General features: G+C 57.2%; 16 protein-coding genes and 1 tRNA gene. 1 reads left to right on the top strand and 16 read right to left on the bottom strand.

All coding sequences use genetic code 11. The features are described from left to right. Positions 1–49: 49 nt before the first annotated feature. The 13 genes from rpsO to rlmE all read right to left on the bottom strand — a co-directional run bounded on the left by rpsO (position 50) and on the right by rlmE (position 13,151). Positions 50–319, bottom strand: coding sequence for a 30S ribosomal protein S15 (gene rpsO / locus ABYM29_RS02625; protein WP_372861752.1), 270 nt, complete (start codon positions 317–319; stop codon positions 50–52). Between the two features lie 128 nt (positions 320–447). Then, on the bottom strand, positions 448–1,383 hold the full coding sequence (gene truB / locus ABYM29_RS02620; RefSeq protein ID WP_372861749.1) for a tRNA pseudouridine(55) synthase TruB: 936 nt from the start codon (positions 1,381–1,383) through the stop codon (positions 448–450). Positions 1,384–1,385: 2 nt separating this feature from the next. Further along, a complete protein-coding gene (gene rbfA / locus ABYM29_RS02615) occupies positions 1,386–1,775 on the bottom strand; it encodes a 30S ribosome-binding factor RbfA (RefSeq protein WP_372861746.1) in 390 nt (129 codons plus the stop codon). A gap of 27 nt (positions 1,776–1,802) precedes the next feature. Further along, positions 1,803–4,559: a translation initiation factor IF-2 gene (infB, locus tag ABYM29_RS02610; RefSeq protein ID WP_372861744.1), complete on the bottom strand. Its 2,757-nt coding sequence runs from the start codon at positions 4,557–4,559 to the stop codon at positions 1,803–1,805. A gap of 29 nt (positions 4,560–4,588) precedes the next feature. After that, positions 4,589–6,091 carry a transcription termination factor NusA gene (nusA, locus tag ABYM29_RS02605; protein ID WP_372861742.1) on the bottom strand — a complete coding sequence of 501 codons (1,503 nt, stop codon included), beginning with the start codon at positions 6,089–6,091 and terminating at the stop codon, positions 4,589–4,591. A 44-nt stretch (positions 6,092–6,135) separates the two neighbouring features. Next, positions 6,136–6,591: a ribosome maturation factor RimP gene (gene rimP / locus ABYM29_RS02600; RefSeq protein WP_372861739.1), complete on the bottom strand. Its 456-nt coding sequence runs from the start codon at positions 6,589–6,591 to the stop codon at positions 6,136–6,138. Between the two features lie 355 nt (positions 6,592–6,946). Next, positions 6,947–7,032: transfer RNA gene (locus tag ABYM29_RS02595), tRNA-Leu, on the bottom strand. A gap of 6 nt (positions 7,033–7,038) precedes the next feature. Beyond that, entirely contained in the window at positions 7,039–7,416 is a 378-nt protein-coding gene (gene secG, locus ABYM29_RS02590) for a preprotein translocase subunit SecG (RefSeq protein ID WP_372861737.1), read from the bottom strand. Then, positions 7,417–8,172, bottom strand: a complete 756-nt coding sequence (gene tpiA, locus ABYM29_RS02585; protein ID WP_372861734.1) for a triose-phosphate isomerase — start codon at positions 8,170–8,172, stop codon at positions 7,417–7,419. A gap of 61 nt (positions 8,173–8,233) precedes the next feature. Continuing rightward, entirely contained in the window at positions 8,234–9,568 is a 1,335-nt protein-coding gene (gene glmM / locus ABYM29_RS02580; protein ID WP_372861824.1) for a phosphoglucosamine mutase, read from the bottom strand. A gap of 2 nt (positions 9,569–9,570) precedes the next feature. Next, complete coding sequence (folP, locus tag ABYM29_RS02575) at positions 9,571–10,440, bottom strand: dihydropteroate synthase (protein WP_372861731.1); 870 nt, start codon at positions 10,438–10,440, stop codon at positions 9,571–9,573. Positions 10,441–10,446: 6 nt separating this feature from the next. After that, the gene (gene ftsH / locus ABYM29_RS02570; RefSeq protein WP_372861823.1) at positions 10,447–12,393 is read right to left on the bottom strand and encodes an ATP-dependent zinc metalloprotease FtsH; all 1,947 of its coding nucleotides are present in this window, start codon (positions 12,391–12,393) and stop codon (positions 10,447–10,449) included. A 134-nt stretch (positions 12,394–12,527) separates the two neighbouring features. Then, on the bottom strand, positions 12,528–13,151 hold the full coding sequence (rlmE, locus tag ABYM29_RS02565; RefSeq protein WP_372861729.1) for a 23S rRNA (uridine(2552)-2'-O)-methyltransferase RlmE: 624 nt from the start codon (positions 13,149–13,151) through the stop codon (positions 12,528–12,530). 113 nt (positions 13,152–13,264) lie between these two features. Here rlmE and ABYM29_RS02560 point away from each other — a divergent pair, with 113 nt between their 5' ends. Continuing rightward, positions 13,265–13,573, top strand: a complete 309-nt coding sequence (locus ABYM29_RS02560; protein WP_372861727.1) for a YhbY family RNA-binding protein — start codon at positions 13,265–13,267, stop codon at positions 13,571–13,573. 25 nt (positions 13,574–13,598) lie between these two features. Here ABYM29_RS02560 and greA read toward each other — a convergent pair whose 3' ends face one another. From greA to carA, 3 genes are all read right to left on the bottom strand, one after another. Further along, on the bottom strand, positions 13,599–14,084 hold the full coding sequence (gene greA / locus ABYM29_RS02555; RefSeq protein WP_372861724.1) for a transcription elongation factor GreA: 486 nt from the start codon (positions 14,082–14,084) through the stop codon (positions 13,599–13,601). Beyond that, positions 14,081–17,302, bottom strand: a complete 3,222-nt coding sequence (gene carB / locus ABYM29_RS02550) for a carbamoyl-phosphate synthase large subunit (RefSeq protein WP_372861723.1) — start codon at positions 17,300–17,302, stop codon at positions 14,081–14,083. Before carB ends, greA begins: the two co-directional genes overlap by 4 nt. Positions 17,303–17,373: 71 nt before the next feature. After that, positions 17,374–18,522 (bottom strand): glutamine-hydrolyzing carbamoyl-phosphate synthase small subunit, encoded by a 1,149-nt coding sequence (carA, locus tag ABYM29_RS02545; protein WP_372861720.1) that lies wholly within the window; start codon positions 18,520–18,522, stop codon positions 17,374–17,376. Positions 18,523–18,732: the final 210 nt, after the last annotated feature.

The raw sequence follows: 18,732 nt of genomic DNA, 5'->3' as shown, positions 1-18,732 counted from the left end.
TATATAAAGTAATAAGGGGGCCTTTAAGGCCCCCCCACTTTTTCTTTTTTTAGCGACGCAGACCCAAACTTTTAATCAGTTTGCTGTAGCGATCTTGGTCTTTGCGTTTCAGGTAGTCCAGCAGTTTACGGCGCTGGTTTACCATGCGGATCAAACCACGACGTGAGTGGTGATCTTTTTTGTGGCCTTCAAAGTGGCCTTGCAGCTTGTTGATATTAACAGTCAACAGGGCAACCTGGACTTCCGGTGAACCGGTATCGCCCTCGGCAGTTTGGTACTCTTTTACAACTTCAGCTTTCTCAGCGGCAGACAGTGCCATAACATTTTCCTCTTCTGATATGCATCAATAATCGAGCCTGACCGTGCATATCTACAGACAGGTTCGGAAGGCTGTGCCTTCTTCTGGTACCGCGGCTTGAGCCACAAGGCCAAACCAGCGGCGCATTATCACATATTTGCCAGCAAACGACGAGGCGCAAGGCGACCATCGTCCAACAATTCACCAACACCGATAAATTCCGCGGCTGTATCGCCCGGGCCATACAGCCGGAACCGCTCGCCGCTGGGCAGGCGCGGCACAAAAACCGGCTGTCCCTGGCGTAAAAAATCCGCCGCCGCAGCACCTAACTCAGCCGCCGGCAAGTGCCCCAGCGCCGAATCCACCGGCAGCAGCAAGGCATCCAACTCCGCAAAGGCCTCACGGTCACGCAACGGCTGCAAATCATCAAAATTCAGCGCCTGCGATTCAACAAAAGGCCCGGCCTGCAATCGCCGCAACGCCGACACATACGCCCCCACACCCAGAGCCGCCCCCAAGTCCTCGGCCAGCGAACGAATATAGGTACCCTTGCTGCAGTGCACCAAAAAGCTCGCCTCGGCGCGCGGGCCTGGCGCAAAGCTTTCCATGTCAAACCGCGAAATCCTTACTGGCCGCGCCTCTCGCTCAACCTCCAGCCCCCTGCGCGCCAGCTCATACAGCGGCTTGCCGTCCCGCTTTAGCGCCGAGTGCATCGGCGGCACCTGCAGGATATCTCCGCGAAACGCCGGCAGGGCGGCCTCGATATCGGCCGCGCACAAAGCACTGGTATCGCATTCTGCAATCACCTCACCCTCTGCATCACCGGTGCTGCGGCGCTCACCGAACACCACGCTACAGCGATAGACTTTATCGGCATCGAGGAGGTATTGCGAAAACTTGGTGGCCTCGCCAAAACAAATCGGCAACACACCACTGGCCAAAGGGTCCAAAGCCCCCGTATGCCCAGCTTTTGCCGCCTTGTAAATCGCTCGCGCGACAATCATGGCAGAATTTGAACTGCGCTCGAGAGGCTTATCCAAAATGAGAATGCCGCTAACTGCGCGGCCTTTGCGACGACGACCCAAACTCAGGCCTCGTCGTCATTGTCTGCCTGACGGCTGCGATCCGAATCCACCGCCCGCTGGATCAACGCACTGAGGCGCTGACCGCGATCGATAGACGCATCGTAGAAAAACCGCAGCTGTGGCGTAGTACGGGCATTGTTCACTTTGGCGATATGGCTGCGCAAATAGCCCGCAGCCTTGTTTAAGGCCGCCAGTGCCTCTGCAGCCTCTTCCGCCGAGTCCTTGCCCATCACCGTCACGTAAATTTTGGCGTGGCTCAAGTCGCGACTCACTTCGGCATCGGTCACGCTGACCATGCCAATCCGTGGATCGCGCAATTCAAGCTGGATCAAGGTGCCCAGCTCGCGCTTGAGAAAATCGGCAATGCGGGCCGTGCGACTGAATTCCTTCATTGGCACGAACCTCGCTGCGGCGCCAAATTACAGTGTGCGGGCAATTTCTTTCACCTCAAACACTTCGATCTTATCGCCGGGACGAACATCTTTGTAGTTCTTCACGCCGATACCGCACTCCATGCCATTTTTCACTTCACTGGCATCGTCTTTAAAGCGGCGCAAGGATTCCAACTCGCCTTCGTAAATCACCACGTCGTCGCGCAGTACACGAATTGGCTTGCTGCGATACACCGTGCCCTCTACCACCATACAGCCAGCGATATCGCCAAACTTCGGCGAACGGAACACATCGCGGACTTCGGCAATACCGACAATCTCTTCGCGCATTTCCGGGCTGAGCATGCCGCTAAGCGCAGATTTCACGTCGTCGATCAGATCGTAGATCACGCTGTAGTAACGCAAATCCACACCTTCACTTTCGGCAAGCTTGCGGGCACTGCCATCGGCGCGCACATTAAAGCCGAACATCACCGACTCGGAGGTCATCGCCAGGTTCACATCAGACTCAGTGATACCACCGACACCACCGGTGACGATGTTTACTTTGACCTCGTCGTTGCCGAGATCCAGCAATGAGGCCTGAATCGCCTCGAGCGAACCGCGCACATCGGCCTTGAGCACCACATTCAGCGTCTTGCGGTCACCGGCTTCCATGCTTTCGAACATGCGGTCGAGTTTCGCAGCCTGCTGACGCTTGATACGCTGCTCGCGCTCGCGCACCTGTCGGAAATCGGCCACTTCACGAGCGCGCTTGTCATTTTCAACAACGACAAAGCCATCGCCCGCTTCCGGCGTGCCATCAAGACCCAGAATTTCAACCGGGATAGAAGGGCCAGCTTCTTTCACTGGCTGGCCATTCTCATCCAGCATGGCGCGCACACGACCAGAACACTGCCCAGCCAACACGATATCGCCCTGCTTGAGGGTACCCTGCTGAACCAATACAGAGGCAACCGCACCCCGACCCTTGTCAAGCCGCGACTCAATAACCATACCTTGCGCAGGAACGTCTTCAGCCGCTTTCAGCTCAAGCAACTCGGCCTGCAGCAAGATTGCGTCGAGCAAGGTATCAATACCATCGCCACTGTGCGCTGACACATAACAGAACTGCGTATCGCCGCCCCATTCTTCAGAAATCACTTCTTTCTGAGAGAGCTCATTTTTAACGCGCTCGGGGTCGGCCCCCTCTTTATCCATTTTATTAACCGCAACTACCAGCGGCACTTCTGCGGCGCGGGCATGGGCAATTGCCTCTTCCGTTTGCGGCATAACACCATCGTCGGCAGCCACCACCAGAATAACAATATCCGTACTCTTGGCACCGCGCGCGCGCATGGCGGTAAACGCCGCGTGACCCGGGGTATCCAGGAAAGTAATCATGCCGTGGCCGGTTTCGACGTGGTAGGCACCTATATGCTGGGTAATACCGCCGGCCTCACCACTGGCAACTTTAGCCTTGCGAATATAATCAAGCAGCGAGGTTTTACCGTGATCGACGTGACCCATTACCGTCACCACTGGCGCCCGCGGCTTCAAGGTGCCATCACCCGTCTGTGCAACCAGTGTTTCTTCCAACGCTTCTTCGACAGCATCGTCAGAAACAAACTTAACCTTATGCCCCATCTCTTCAACAATCAGCTGGGCCGTTTCCTGGTCCAGTGGCTGGTTGATGGTGACCATCATGCCCATTTTCATCAATTCCTTGATGACTTCGGCAGCCTTCACCTTCATCTGCTGCGCCAGTTCACCGGCACTGCTGGTTTCACCGATAGACACCTCGTAAACGATCTTCTCGGTCGGCGCCTGGAAGGCGTGGCGCTGCTGATCTTCAGGTAACTTCAGCGTCTTTTTCTTACGGCGACCAGCTCCGCGATCATTATCGAATTCGTCGCGACGGCCTTTACCTTTTTTACCTTTCTTGCCCTTTGAGTGATCGTTGTCGCTCGTCGGAGCAGCACGCAGGTGGCGCGGACCCGCCGGCTTTTTGTCATCGACAACTGCGGCGCGCTCCTTGCGCTTGCGCTCGCGCTCTTCTTCCTCGCGTTTTTTATCCGCCAGTACGGCCGCGCGGCGCTCTTTCTCACGCTGCTCTTCTTCCTTACGGCGCAAAATTGCGCGCTGACGAAGAATTTCAGGGTCGACATCACGGAGATCTTCCTCTTCAGGCTTCTCCTCAACGTACTCATCCTGGATAATCGGCGCAGGCGCAGGTGCCGGCTCTTCGGCGACAACTTCTGGCTCACTGGCGACTTCAGGTTCAGCGTCGGGCTCGTCCGCAACGACCTCGGCAAGCTCTTCCACAGCGGGCTCAACAACCTCGGGCTCGGCCTCCGGTTCCGGCACTTTTTCAGCCACAACTTCAGCCGCAGCTTCCGGCTGAGCCACTTGCTCTGGCTCGCTGTCCACGACGTTTGCTTGTTCTGCCGCCTCCAACGCGGCGCGCGCCGCCTCTTCAGCCTCGGCCTCAGCGGCCATTTCGGCCGGATCGCGCTTCACATAGGTCCGTTTTTTACGCACCTCGATATTCACGGTCTTTTTACCAGCGCCAGAACCCGTTTTCAGAGTACTGATTGTTTTACGCTTTAAGGTTATCTTGCGCGGCCCCTCGGTGGATTCACCGTGGCTGCGCTTTAGAAAGGTGAGCAGAGTTTGCTTGTCTTCATCGGACACACTTTGGTCCGCCGAGCTGTGTGACAAACCGGCTTCCTTCATTTGCCTAAGCAGACGCTCCACAGGTGCGCCAACAACTTCGGCTAGCTGGCTCACGGTAACTTCAGCCATTCATTATCTCCCTAAACTGTACGACTCGCTTAGCTTGCTGATTCGTCTTCGTCGGCAAACCAGGGGGCACGGGCGGTCATAATCAACTCAGCAGCCCGCTCTTCAGTCATATCTTCAATATCGAGAAGATCTTCAACGGCTTGTTCAGCCAGATCTTCCATCGTTACAATGCCGCGGCTAGCAAGGATGAACGCAAGGTGTTTCTCCATGCCATCCATCGTCAGCAGGTCTTCTGCTGGCTCGACAGCATCTAGTTGTTCTTCACTTGCGATCGCCTGGGTCAACAAGGCATCCTTCGCGCGCGCACGCAGCTCGTGCGCAATATCCTCGTCAAAGCCCTCAATAGCCATCATTTCTTCCAACGGCACGTAAGCAACTTCTTCCAGCGTGGTAAAACCTTCCTCTACCAGCACTTCAGCTACATCTTCATCAATATCCAGGCTTTCCATAAAGGACTCGATAACCTGGCCTGACTCCTGCTCGTGCTTGGCCGCCATTTCTTCAACGCTCATCACGTTGATCGCCCACGTGGTCAGCTCACTGGCTAAGCGCACATTCTGGCCGGCGCGACCAATAGCTTGCGCCAGGTTGTCTTCGGCAACACCAACATCCATGGTGTGCGTATCTTCATCAACAACAATAGATTCCACTTCAGCGGGCGCCATCGCATTGATAACCAGCTGCGCGGGATTATCGTCCCACAAGATAATGTCGACACGCTCGTTACCCAGCTCACCGGACACCGCCTGAACACGCGAACCGCGCATACCAACACAGGCGCCAATGGGATCGATACGGCCATCATTAGTTTTCACCGCAATCTTGGCCCGTGAACCCGGATCGCGCGCTGCAGCGCGAATCTCGATAACGTCCTCGGACACTTCCGGCACTTCAATCTTAAACAGCTCAATCAGCATTGCTGAGCAGGCGCGACTGAGGAACAACTGGGGACCTCTTGCCTCCGGGCGCACATCTTGCAAAATGGCCCGCACCCGATCATTAATACGGAACACTTCGCGACCCACCAGCTCCTCGCGGGGCAACAGCGCTTCGGCATTATTTCCCAGATCGACAATAATGCTGTCGCGGGTCACTTTCTTCACTGTGCCATTAATCAACTCACCAACGCGGTGTGAGTATTCCTCAACCACCTGAGCACGCTCAGCTTCACGCACTTTTTGCACGATCACCTGTTTGGCAGTCTGAGCAGAAATGCGCCCGAAACCCACATTTTCAATCTGCTCTTCATAAACATCGCCGGCTTTTAGCTCGGCATTATGCTCATGGGCCTCTTCAAGTGTGAACTGAGTACCCAGCAACGCCATCTCATCATCGGGCATAACTTCCCAACGACGGAAGGTCTCGTAATCACCGGTCAGGCGATCAATCACAACGCGGATATCCGAATCTTCCTCGTAGCGCTTTTTTGTCGCAGTGGCCAAAGCCTGTTCCATCGCTTCAAAGATAATGTCCTTGGACACGCCTTTTTCGTTGGATACTGCTTCAACTACCAGCAATATTTCTTTACTCATCGTCCGCCTCTATTCCGTAGCCGGCTGTTATGGTTAATCGCTCCCTAAAAACGGGGAACGATCTGTGCTCTATCAATCTGATCAAAGGGCAGCAGGTATTCGTGTCCGTCGAGCTGGACCACCACCTCGTCACCCTCTATCGCCACCAAACGCCCAAGAAATTTACGCCGCCCTTCAAAGGCAATACGTAAACGAATGTTGATATCACTGCCGATAAACTGGGCGTACTGCGACAAGTGGTATAAAGGGCGGTCCATCCCCGGCGACGACACTTCGAGAGTGTATTCACCAGTAATCGGATCTTCCACGTCCAGCACGCCACTAACTTGGTGACTCACCTTCGCGCAGTCATCCACCGAAATACCCGCCTCGGCATCAATATAGATACGCAGCATGCTGCGCCGTGCGTGAGATTGGTAGTCAATCCCCCACAACTCAAAACCCAGCGCCTCAACACCCGGTCTCAACAGTTCTTCAAGCTTGTCGCTCTGTGCTGACAAATTTCCTACCCACCAATAAAAAATGGGCCCAAGGCCCACCATCGAAATTCCCTGTCGACCGCCTTAAAACCACACCTGGGCGATACGAAAAAGCCCCTGCGTAAGGGGCTTTTTAAAAAACTTCCACTAACATCAAGCAAGTCGCCCTACGCATCAGACCGGCTAATGCTCGCCGCGCTCTGAGCCGACCTGCTCCAAGGAGGCGAAATTATAGACAGTCACTCCCCGAAGGTCAAGATCAGCAGACGCTATTCGCAGCCGCGCCGCCGATAACCCCACCCCAACCACAAGCCGCACCGGGCCAAAAATCACGCCAACAAAAAAGGGGCCTGTACAACAGACCCCTTCTTCAATTTGGTGCCGAAGGCGGGACTTGAACCCGCACGAGCTAAGCTCACTACCCCCTCAAGATAGCGTGTCTACCAATTCCACCACTTCGGCTTATTCTTACCGCCCCTCAGGCAGGTCACCGCCCTCAGCCATCGGCACATCCGATACCGCCGGCGCAACAGGGATCTCCTGATCAGGGATCGGCGCAACCTCGCGACTCTCCTCAAGAACAGGGACGTCAATAATATCGTCACTGGCAACACTGCGCTGCTTGGCCACATAAGCCAGGGACAGACTCGTGACAAAAAACAGCGTTGCCAGGACCGCGGTCGCGCGGGTCAGCACATTACCACTACCGTCACTGCCAAACAATGTCTGCGACGCACCCGCACCAAAAGAAGCACCCATATCGGCACCCTTTCCCTGCTGAACCAAGATCAGACCAATAATGGCCAACGCCGCCAGCACGTGCACAATTAATATAATTTGTTCCATTTACTCCGCCGCCCGACAAATTGCGGAAAATTCCTGCGCATTCAATGATGCGCCACCGACCAAGCCGCCATCGATATCAGCTTGGCTAAAAAGCTCAGCAGCATTTGCCGCCTTCACACTACCGCCGTAGAGAATTCTTATCCCGGCGGCCAACTCTGTACTGCGCTCAGCGACCAAGCCGCGGATAAACGCGTGCACTTCCTGAGCCTGCGCCGGCGTTGCCGTCTTCCCCGTGCCAATCGCCCAAACGGGCTCATAGGCAACTATCAACGAAGCCAATTCCGACACCGGCAACAAATCGAACACCGCCTGAATTTGCTCAGCAACAACTTCCAGCGTGCGCCCCGCGTCCCGATCAGCCTCAGACTCACCGACACAGAGGATCGGCAGCAGCCCGGCATCGAGCACACATTTCACCTTGCTCGCGACCAGCTCGCTGCTTTCGCCATACATCGCACGGCGCTCCGAGTGACCAACGATCACATACCGACAACCAATATCCGCCAGCATTTGCGCCGACACTTCACCGGTATAGGCACCCTCACCCGGTTTCTCGCAAACATTCTGCGCACCGATCGCGACAGGACTACCACTTAACAATGACCGCGTGTCGGCAAGGTATACCGCACTGGGGAATACCGCTATATCGACCCGCGGCTCCGAGGGCAGTTCGGCCTTCAGGGCCGCCAGCAAATCACTGATAGCCGCACGGCTACCGTGCATTTTCCAGTTCCCAGCTACCAGCTTGCTACGCATACCATTTCCCTTAGCGCAAAATGGGCGCCAATCTTACATAAACTTATAGGCACATACAACATCAGCCTGCCAGGCTTTCAACACAGCCCGCCAGGCGCTCACACAATTCCAAAACCTGCCGGCGGTCGCGCCCCTCTACCATCACCCTAATCAGCGGCTCAGTGCCCGAAGCGCGCAACAATACCCGCCCCTCGTCACCCAGCTCACTTTCAACAGCGGCGACACCAGCTTGCAACTCGGCATTCATCAAATCTACCGCTGCCGCCGTACGGACATTAATCATGATCTGCGGCAACATCCGCAGAGGGGCGCGCAGCGCAGCCAAACTCTCCCCCCGGCCACACACGGCCGTCAGCACCTGCAAGGCCGCAACAATGCCGTCACCGGTAGTACTGACGTCCGCACAGATAATATGACCGGAGTTCTCCCCTCCCAGGGAAAAACCGTGCGCATTCATCTGCTCTTTGACATAGCGATCGCCCACCTTGGCCCGCACAAAGGGAATACCCAAGTCCTGAAGCGCCAACTCCAGACCGAGATTAGACATCAGCGTGCCCACCACCCCGGAGCAGCTGCCCGTGCGCCGCTGCTGCTCGGCAGCAATGATATACAGCAACTCATCGCCATCGACCAACTGGCCGTCGCAGTCGACAAACAACACGCGATCACCATCGCCATCGAAGGCTATTCCCAGATCAGCCCCCTCTTCCACCACCCGGCGGCACAGCGCATCGGGGTGGGTAGAGCCGACCTCGGCGTTGATATTCACACCGTCCGGCGCCGCGCCCATTACCACCACTTCCGCGCCCAGCTCGCCAAACACCGCGGGAGCGACGTGGTAAGTCGCGCCGTGAGCGCAATCCAGCACCAACTTCATACCGGCCAGTGACAGCTCAAAACCGACGGTTGACTTGCAATATTCAATGTAGCGACCGGCAGCATCATCAATACGCTGCACTTTACCCAAACCAGAAGAACCCACGGTGGTCATCGGCAGATCCATCGCCTCCTCAATGGCCGCCTCAAGTTCGTCAGGCAACTTGCTGCCCTCGGCGGAGAAGAACTTAATCCCATTGTCGTAATACGGGTTGTGGCTGGCACTGATAACGATCCCCGCCCGCCCCTTAAAGGTCCGCGTCAGATAGGCAATGGCCGGCGTCGGCATAGGACCGAGCAGACTGACATCAACACCGGCGGCAACCAAACCCGCCTCCAGCGCCGACTCAAACATATAACCGGAGATACGCGTATCCTTGCCAATCAGTACCCGACTGCGCCCCTCGCGAGCGAATACCTGACCAACCGCCCAACCGAGCTTGAGCACAAACTCCGGTGTAATCGGAAACTCCCCCACCCGACCGCGCACGCCGTCGGTACCAAAATATTTTCTTGCCATCATCAGAATCCTTTTAATGCAGCAACCACTGCCAATGCATCGGCCGTCTCACGCACATCATGGGCGCGCACTATCGCCGCACCGCGCTCAGCGGCGAGCGCCGCCAGCGCAACACTCCCCGGCATCCGCTGTTCAACAGGCCGACCGGTAATCTCTCCGACCATCGTTTTCCGCGACACCCCGACCAGCACGGGGTAACCCAGCGCACACAGTGCCGGCAGCTGGGAAAACAGCCGCAAATTATGCGTGAGATTTTTACCAAAACCAAAGCCGGGATCCAACACAATACGATCCGCGGCAATTCCTGCGGCGGCACAAGCAGCCACCCGCTCGCGCAAAAAGCCCTCAACCTCGCCCACCACATCATCGTAATAAGGCCGGCGCTGCATCACCCCCGGCTCGCCGCACATATGCATCAAGCAAACTGGCAGCCCCGACTCTGCCGCAGCCTGCAGGGCTCCTTCGCGAGTCAGTGCGCGCACATCATTAATCAAACCAGCACCCACTTTCGCCGACTCGCGCATCAGCGCCGCGGAACTGGTATCTACCGAAATCACCGTATCAAAACGCTCGGCCACCGCCGCGACGACAGGCAACACCCGGTCTAACTCCTCCGACCCGGCAACCGGCGCGGCCCCGGGACGGGTCGACTCCCCACCCACGTCGATCAAGGTGGCGCCGTCGGCCAACGCCCGCTCCACCTGAAGCAACACGGCATCCAACTGCACTCGGCCCGCACGATGAAAACGACCGCCGTCCGAAAACGAATCTGGCGTAACGTTTATCACGGCCATTAGCTGGGGGGTAGACAGGTCTAAAACACGATCGCCACAGCGGAGCTGTGGCGATACCGAGGGACTATATGTAGCCATAGAATTTTAGTGGTCGCTAACCGAGTCCACAAAGGGATCTTCAGGGCCGCGCTTGGGCGGCGTCTGAGGCTGCTCGTCGACCTCATCAACGGGGCGTGACTGGCCGCCACGACGGTTTTGATCGTCATCCCAACCCGCGGGACGGCGCGGCTTGCGCCCGGCCATGATGTCATCGATCTGCTTGGCATCGATAGTCTCGTACATCATCAGGGCTTCAGCCATGACATCCAATTTGCCGCGATTTTCCTCAAGGATTGCCTGAGCCTTGGCGTAGCATTCATCGATAATACGGCGAACTTCCTCATCGATTTGCCGGGCCGTTTCACCCGACACACCCTTACCAGGCTGCGCCGCGGAACGCCCCAAAAACACCTCTTCGTCAGCATCGTCGTACATCAGCGGGCCCATCTTCTCCGACAGCCCCCACTTGGTCACCATTTTACGCGCAATATCGGTCGCCCGCTGAATATCATTGGATGCACCGGTGGTGACGCCATCTGCCCCCAAAGTAATTTCCTCGGCGATACGACCACCAAATAGCGAGCAGATCTGACTGATGATGTGTCGGCGACTGAGGCTGTAGCGATCCTCTTCAGGCAGGAACATGGTCACACCTAAGGCGCGACCACGAGGAATAATACTGACCTTGTACACCGGGTCGTGCTCGGGCACCACGCGACCAACAATTGCGTGGCCCGCCTCGTGGTAGGCGGTATTAAGCTTCTCTTTTTCCGACATCACCATCGACTTGCGCTCAGCGCCCATCATAATTTTGTCTTTGGCGAGATCAAACTGCTCCATGCTCACTAGGCGCAAATTGGCACGCGCCGCAAACAGCGCCGCTTCATTGGCCAAATTAGCCAAATCAGCACCGGAGAATCCCGGTGTACCGCGCGCGATTACCGCCGCATCGACGTCGTCGCCCAGCGGCAGCTTGCGCATATGCACCTTCAAAATTTGCTCGCGACCGCGAATATCAGGCAAGCCCACCACCACCTGGCGGTCGAAGCGACCGGGGCGCAGCAAGGCCGGATCGAGAACATCGGGACGGTTGGTCGCAGCGATAACGATAACACCGTCATTCACCTCAAAGCCGTCCATTTCCACCAACAATTGGTTGAGGGTTTGCTCACGCTCATCGTGACCACCACCCATACCGGCGCCGCGGTGGCGACCCACAGCGTCGATCTCATCGATAAAAATAATACAGGGCGCCTGTTTCTTGGCCTGCTCAAACATGTCGCGCACCCGCGAGGCACCGACCCCGACAAACATCTCAACAAAATCAGAGCCAGAAATCGAGAAGAACGGCACCTTCGCTTCACCCGCGATGGCTTTAGCCAGCAGCGTCTTACCGGTACCAGGGGGACCAACCATCAACACGCCGCGAGGGATACGACCACCCAAGCGCTGAAACTTGCCCGGGTCGCGCAAAAACTCGACCAGTTCCTGCACATCCTCCTTGGCCTCATCGACACCGGCAACATCGGCAAAAGTGGTCTTGATCTGATCTTCACTGAGCAGCCGCGCCTTGCTTTTACCAAAGGCCATCGGGCCGCCTTTACCGCCCCCGGCACCGCCCTGCATCTGCCGCATAAAGAACATAAAAATGGCGAGAATGATCAGTATCGGAAAGCTGGCAACCAACAACTGCGTCCACAGACTCTGCTGCTCCGGCTTGCGCCCCTCCACAACCACATCATGCTGCAGTAGGTCATCAATCAACTTGGGATCGTCCAATAGCGGCCGCACCGTCTCGAAACGGCTGCTGTCATTGCGCTCACCGCTAATCACCAAGCCGTCGATCACCACCTTGCGGACGCGTTCACTCTGCACTTCAGAGATAAACTGAGAGTAGTTGAGCTGCTCAGTGGGCGACTGCACACTGAAATTATTAAACACCGTCAGCAGCACCGCGGCGATAACCAGCCACAACAGTAAATTTTTAGCCATGTCGTTCAAAAACCGATCCTCATATCGCAAACTGCGCAGAGCCGGATAATGGCTAGGCGCAAAGCCCTAGCCTCCACTCTACTACAGAAATTCCGCGCCCTCCATTTACAAATGGCGCAGTAGGCAGGCCCCGATCAGCCGCGGTGACCGCGCCCCAGCAGGTAAACCTCACGAGAACGGGGCCGCGACGCCGCAGGCTTGCGGGTAATGACCTTATCAAAATGACTGCGCATTTCCCGAAAGTACTCGTCGAAACCCTCGCCTTGAAATATCTTGGTTACGTAATCGCCGCCGGGGCGGAGCACTTGACCCGCCATATCCAGCGCCAACTCACAAAGATACATTGAACGCGGCTGATCAACATCTTTCACCCCACTCATATTGGGGGCCATATCCGAAATTACAAGGTCGGCGCGCTGATCCCCCAATGCGGCCAGCAGCGCATCGAACACCGACTGCTCGGTAAAATCGCCCTGAATAAACTCCACCCCAGCCAGGGTATCCATCGGCAAAATATCCGAGGCCACTACGCGACCGCGGTCGCCCACCAGCTGCGCCGCCACCTGCGACCAGCCACCCGGCGCACAACCGAGATCGACAACACACATACCAGGCTTAATCAGGCGATCTTTTTCCTGTATTTCCAACAACTTATAGCAGGCCCGAGAACGATAGCCCTCCTTTTGGGAACGCTTCACATAGTGGTCATCAAAATGCTCTTTCAACCAGGCGCCGCTGGACGATGATCGTTTTGCCAATGTTCTAACCCCTTTTTGCGACCGGCGCCGAGCTGACGGCGCGCAGGTGTATCGCTAACAGTATACCTTTCCCGTACAATACCGCTCCCGCAAACCGATACAGTCCGAAAACCATGAAATCAATGACCGCCAGCGACAAAAAACACTTGCGCAGCATCGGCCACAAACTAAATCCTGTCGTAATGATCGGCGACCGAGGCCTGAGCGAAGGCGTGGAACTGGAATTGGAGCGGGCCCTAGAGGACCACGAATTGATCAAGGTGAAGGTCAACATCGCCGATCCCGGCGAGCGCCGAAAGCTGATTGATCAGCTCTGCGAGGGCCGACGCGCCCAACTGGTACAGGCAATTGGCAAAATAGCACTGATCTACCGCGCCGCCAAAAAACCCAATCCCCGGCTATCAAATTTGCTGCGCGGCTAAGCCAAACCCGCGCGCAGCAAAAACCTCACTCAGCCAAGTGCTGAACCTGGTCGATTTCGTATTCAACATCACCGCCCGGCGCCGCGACCACTGCCACATCACCCTCTTCCTTGCCGATCAGCGCACGGGCAATTGGTGACGTTACGGAGATCTTCCCCGACTTCACATCCGCCTCATCCTCTCCGACGATGCGGTAAGTCACCTCTTCGTCAGTCTCGCAGTTAATCAGCGTAACCGTGGTGCCGAAAATCACCTTGCCGGTATAGGGGATGCTGGTGATATCAATCACCCGCACATTAGACAGTTTGCTCTCAATCTCCTGAATACGGCCTTCGCAAAAGCCCTGCTGCTCGCGGGCAGCGTGGTATTCAGCGTTTTCTTTCAAGTCGCCGTGCTCACGCGCCTCGGCAATCGACTGGGTAATGCGCGGGCGATCGACGGTTTTCAAGCGCTTCAATTCATCGCGCAGCGCCTGCTCGCCCGCCACAGTCATCGGTGTTTGCTGACTCATTTTACCAGCTCCTTGTGCACATCCTGCAGACGACGCACTGTGCGCTCCTCACCAAAAGCCAGCGCCTGGCAAATTGCCTCAGCCCCCGCCAGGGTAGTGGTGTAGCTGACTTTATTGGCCAGCGCCGAGCGCCGAATCAACGAAGAGTCAGCAATCGCCTGCTTGCCTTCTGTCGTATTAATAATCAGGTCGATATCGCCGTTTTTCACCATATCAACAATATGCGGGCGACCTTCCATCACCTTGTTCACACGCTGACACTTCAGTCCGGCCGCCGCCAACACCTTGTGGGTACCCCGCGTGGCGCAGAGCTCAAAGCCCTGCTCCAACAGCTGCTGGGCAACTGCCACCACACCCTGCTTGTCCGGGTCGCGCACCGAAATAAACGCCGTGCCCTCGGTCGGGAAGAACTCACCCGCACCGCGCGCCGCCTTGGAAAAGGCCTCGGCAAAACTCTCGCCCAAGCCCATCACTTCGCCAGTGGACTTCATCTCGGGGCCGAGAATCGGGTCGACACCGGGGAACTTGTTGAACGGGAATACCGCCTCTTTCACCGAGTAGTAATCAGGAACCCGCTCTACAGTGAAATCCTGATCCGCCAGACTGGTGCCCGCCATACAGCGCGCAGCCACCTTAGCCAATGAGATGCCGATACACTTGGACACAAAGGGCACGGTGCGCGACGCGCGAGGATTGACCTCGATCACATAGATCTCGCCATCCTGCACCGCCAGCTGCACATTCATCAGGCCGACCACGCCCAACTCCAGAGCCATGCGCTTGACCATTTCGCGCATCTTATCCTGGGTGTCGGCATCCAGTGAGTACGGCGGCAGTGAGCAGGCCGAGTCGCCCGAATGCACGCCGGCTTGTTCGATGTGCTGCATAATGGCACCGATCACCACCTGCTTGCCGTCGGACACCGCATCGAGGTCGACCTCAACCGCGGCGTTCAGGAAGTGGTCCAGCAGCACCGGTGACTCATTCGACACCTTCACCGCTTCGCGCATGTAGCGCTCCAGCTCTTCCTCTTTGTAAACAATCTCCATGGCCCGACCACCCAACACATAGGACGGGCGAACCACCAGCGGATAGCCAATTTTTGCGGCGGCGGCCAGTGCGGCCTCTTCCGAGCGCACCGTAGTGTTCGGCGGCTGCTTCAGGTTCAGGCGCTCAATCATCTGCTGGAAGCGCTCGCGGTCTTCTGCGCGGTCAATCGCTTCCGGGCTGGTGCCAATAATCGGCACGCCCGCCGCCTCGAGGTCGCGCGCCAGCTTCAATGGCGTCTGTCCGCCAAATTGCACGATCACCCCCTTGGGCTTCTCCTTGGCGACGATTTCCAGCACGTCTTCCAGGGTGATGGGCTCGAAATACAGCCTGTCGGAAATATCGTAATCGGTGGACACGGTCTCGGGGTTACAGTTGACCATAATGGTCTCGTAACCGTCTTCGCGCATGGCCAGCGCGGCGTGCACACAGCAGTAGTCAAACTCGATGCCCTGACCGATACGGTTGGGGCCGCCGCCAATAACCAAAATCTTCTCGCGATCGCTGGGCTGCGCCTCGCACTCCTCCTCGTAAGTGGAGTACATATAAGCGGTTGAGGTGGCAAATTCTGCCGCACAGGTATCGACGCGCTTATACACCGGGTGCACACCCAGGGCGTGACGACGGCCGCGCAGCTGGCGCTCACTGACCGCCAACAGCACCGACAGGCGCTGATCGCTAAAGCCCTTGCGCTTCAGACGACGCATCTGCTCGGCATCGATATCCGACAGCGCGACTTTCTTCAGGGCGTTTTCCGACTTCACAATGTCTTCGATCTGCACCAGGAACCAGGGGTCAATCCACGAGTGCTCGTAGACCTCCTCTACCGTCATTCCAGCGCGGAAAGCATCCGCCACATACCAAATACGCTCGGGGCCGGGATTCGTCAGCTCGGCAATCAAAATATCGCGGGCATCGTCGCGATCCACATCGATCTTGTGTTCAAAGCCCGACGAGCCCACTTCCAGACCGCGCAAGGCTTTCTGCACCGACTCTTGGAAGGTGCGGCCAATCGCCATCACCTCGCCCACCGACTTCATCTGGGTGTGCAGCTTGGACTGCGCCTCGCCAAACTTCTCAAAGGTAAAGCGCGGCAGCTTGGTCACGACATAGTCGATGCTCGGCTCGAACGACGCCGGCGTGGCACCGCCAGTAATATCGTTTTGCAGTTCGTCCAGGGTGTAGCCAACCGCCAGCTTGGCCGCCACCTTGGCAATCGGGAAGCCGGTGGCCTTCGACGCCAGCGCCGAGGAGCGCGATACCCGCGGGTTCATCTCGATCACCACCAGACGACCGTCTTGCGGATTCATACCAAACTGAACATTGGAGCCACCGGTTTCCACACCGATCTCACGCAGTACCGCGCAAGAGGCGTTACGCATGATCTGGTATTCTTTATCGGTCAGCGTTTGCGCCGGCGCCACGGTGATGGAGTCACCGGTGTGCACGCCCATCGGGTCAAAATTCTCAATCGCACAGATAATGATGCAGTTATCATTGCGATCGCGCACCACCTCCATCTCGAACTCTTTCCAGCCGATCAGGCTTTCATCGATCAACAGCTCGTTAGTCGGCGACAGATCCAGACCGCGAGTACAGATCTCCACGTACTCTTCTTTGTTGTAGGCAATACCGCCGCCGCTGCCACCCATGGTGAACGAGGGGCGAATAATCGCCGGGAAGCCGATCGAGTCCAGCACCTGCAGAGCTTCTTCCATGCTGTGGGCTATGGCTGAACGCGGCGTCTCCAAGCCGATGCGCTTCATCGCCTTGTCGAACAGCTGGCGATCTTCCGCCATGTCGATCGCTTCTTTCTTGGCGCCAATCATTTCGACGCCGTACTTTTCCAGCACACCCTCGCGATCAAGATCCAGAGCGCAGTTCAGCGCCGTCTGGCCACCCATGGTCGGCAGCAACACATCGGGGCGCTCTTTCTCAATAATCTTCGCCACCGTCTGCCAGGTCACCGGCTCAATATAGGTGGCGTCGGCCATCGCCGGGTCGGTCATGATGGTCGCGGGGTTAGAGTTTACCAGGATGACCCGGTATCCCTCTTCGCGCAGCGCCTTACAGGCCTGGGCGCCAGAGTAGTCAAACTCACAAGCCTGGCCGATAACGATCGGACCAGCACCAAGGATCAGAATGGATTCTATGTCGGTTCTTTTGGGCATGATGTCTCCGCTTTACGCTGACGGGGCCGCAACCTGCGACGCCCGCATGCGCAGGACGCAATCCGAAATTCTCAACCGGCCTTTTGGGCCTGAATTAACTCAATAAAGTGATCAAACAAGGGCGCAATATCGTGCGGCCCCGGGCTGGCTTCAGGGTGGCCCTGGAAGCCAAATGCCGGCGCATCGCTGCGCTCCACACCCTGCAGGGAGCCGTCAAACAGCGACTTGTGGGTCACCGTCAGCGTGGCCGGCAGGCTGTCTTCGTCTACGGCAAAACCGTGGTTCTGACTGGTAATATGCACCACCTTGCTGGCCAGGTCCTGCACCGGGTGGTTGGCACCGTGATGACCGAACTTCATCTTCACCGTCTTGGCGCCCGAGGCCAGCGACAACAGCTGGTGGCCAAGGCAGATGCCAAACACCGGCAAACCGGCCGCGACAATTTCTTTGATGGCGGCGATCGCGTAGTCACAGGGCTCCGGGTCACCGGGGCCGTTGGACAGGAACACGCCATCGGGCTTCATCGCCAACACGTCGGCAGCGGGCGTGGTCGCCGGCACAACCGCCAAACGGCAGCCGCGATCGGCCAACATGCGCAAAATATTGCGTTTTACGCCAAAGTCATAAGCAACCACGTGGTGAGGCAACTGCTCGTCACCAAACACCTTGTGACCTTCGCCCAGCGCCCAGCTGCCTTCGCGCCACTCGTAGCGCTCGGCGGTGGTGACTTCCTTGGCGAGATCCATGCCCTTGAGGCCACCAAAGCCCCGGGCCAATTCCAGTGCCTTCGCCTCATCGTCACTGCCGAGAGCATCGCCGGCCAACAGGCAGCCCCCTTGGGCACCCTTGTCGCGCAAAATACGCGTCAGACGACGGGTATCGATTTCGGCAATGCCGACAATATTGCGCTCGCGCAGGTAGTCAGACAGGCTCTGCTCGCTGCGGAAACTGCTGGCCATCAGCGGCAGATCACGAATCACCAAGCCGGCCGACCAAATTTCGGCAGCCTCTTCGTCTTCGCTGTTAACACCGGTATTACCGATATGGGGATAAGTCAGCGTCACGATCTGACGCGCATAGGAGGGATCGGTAAGAATCTCCTGATACCCGGTCATGGCGGTATTGAAAACGACCTCGCCTACCGAATGCCCGTGCGCACCGATCGCAACGCCCCGAAAAATACTGCCGTCTTCTAGGGCGAGTATGGCTGTAACCGTCAAGATAACCTCCTGGATCAGACTTGCGGCCGAGAGTCACCGCCGGCAACAGCCGGAACGACAACCAGGGAACCACAGAGGAAAATACGCGTGCAAAAAAGCGAGATGGGGTAATCCTCATCTCGCTCTCCTGCGGGGTCTCGGGCCTGCTACAACCCGGCGCCCAAATCTGAAGCGCGATTTTACGCGAAAGCGGCGCCAGAATCCACCGCA

It is taken from the genome of Spongiibacter sp., from assembly GCF_041602295.1.
In the GTDB taxonomy this organism is placed as follows: Bacteria; Pseudomonadota; Gammaproteobacteria; order Pseudomonadales; family Spongiibacteraceae; genus Spongiibacter.
Note: the sequence above shows the minus strand (reverse complement) of the source record. Positions and strands in the feature narration are given on the sequence as shown.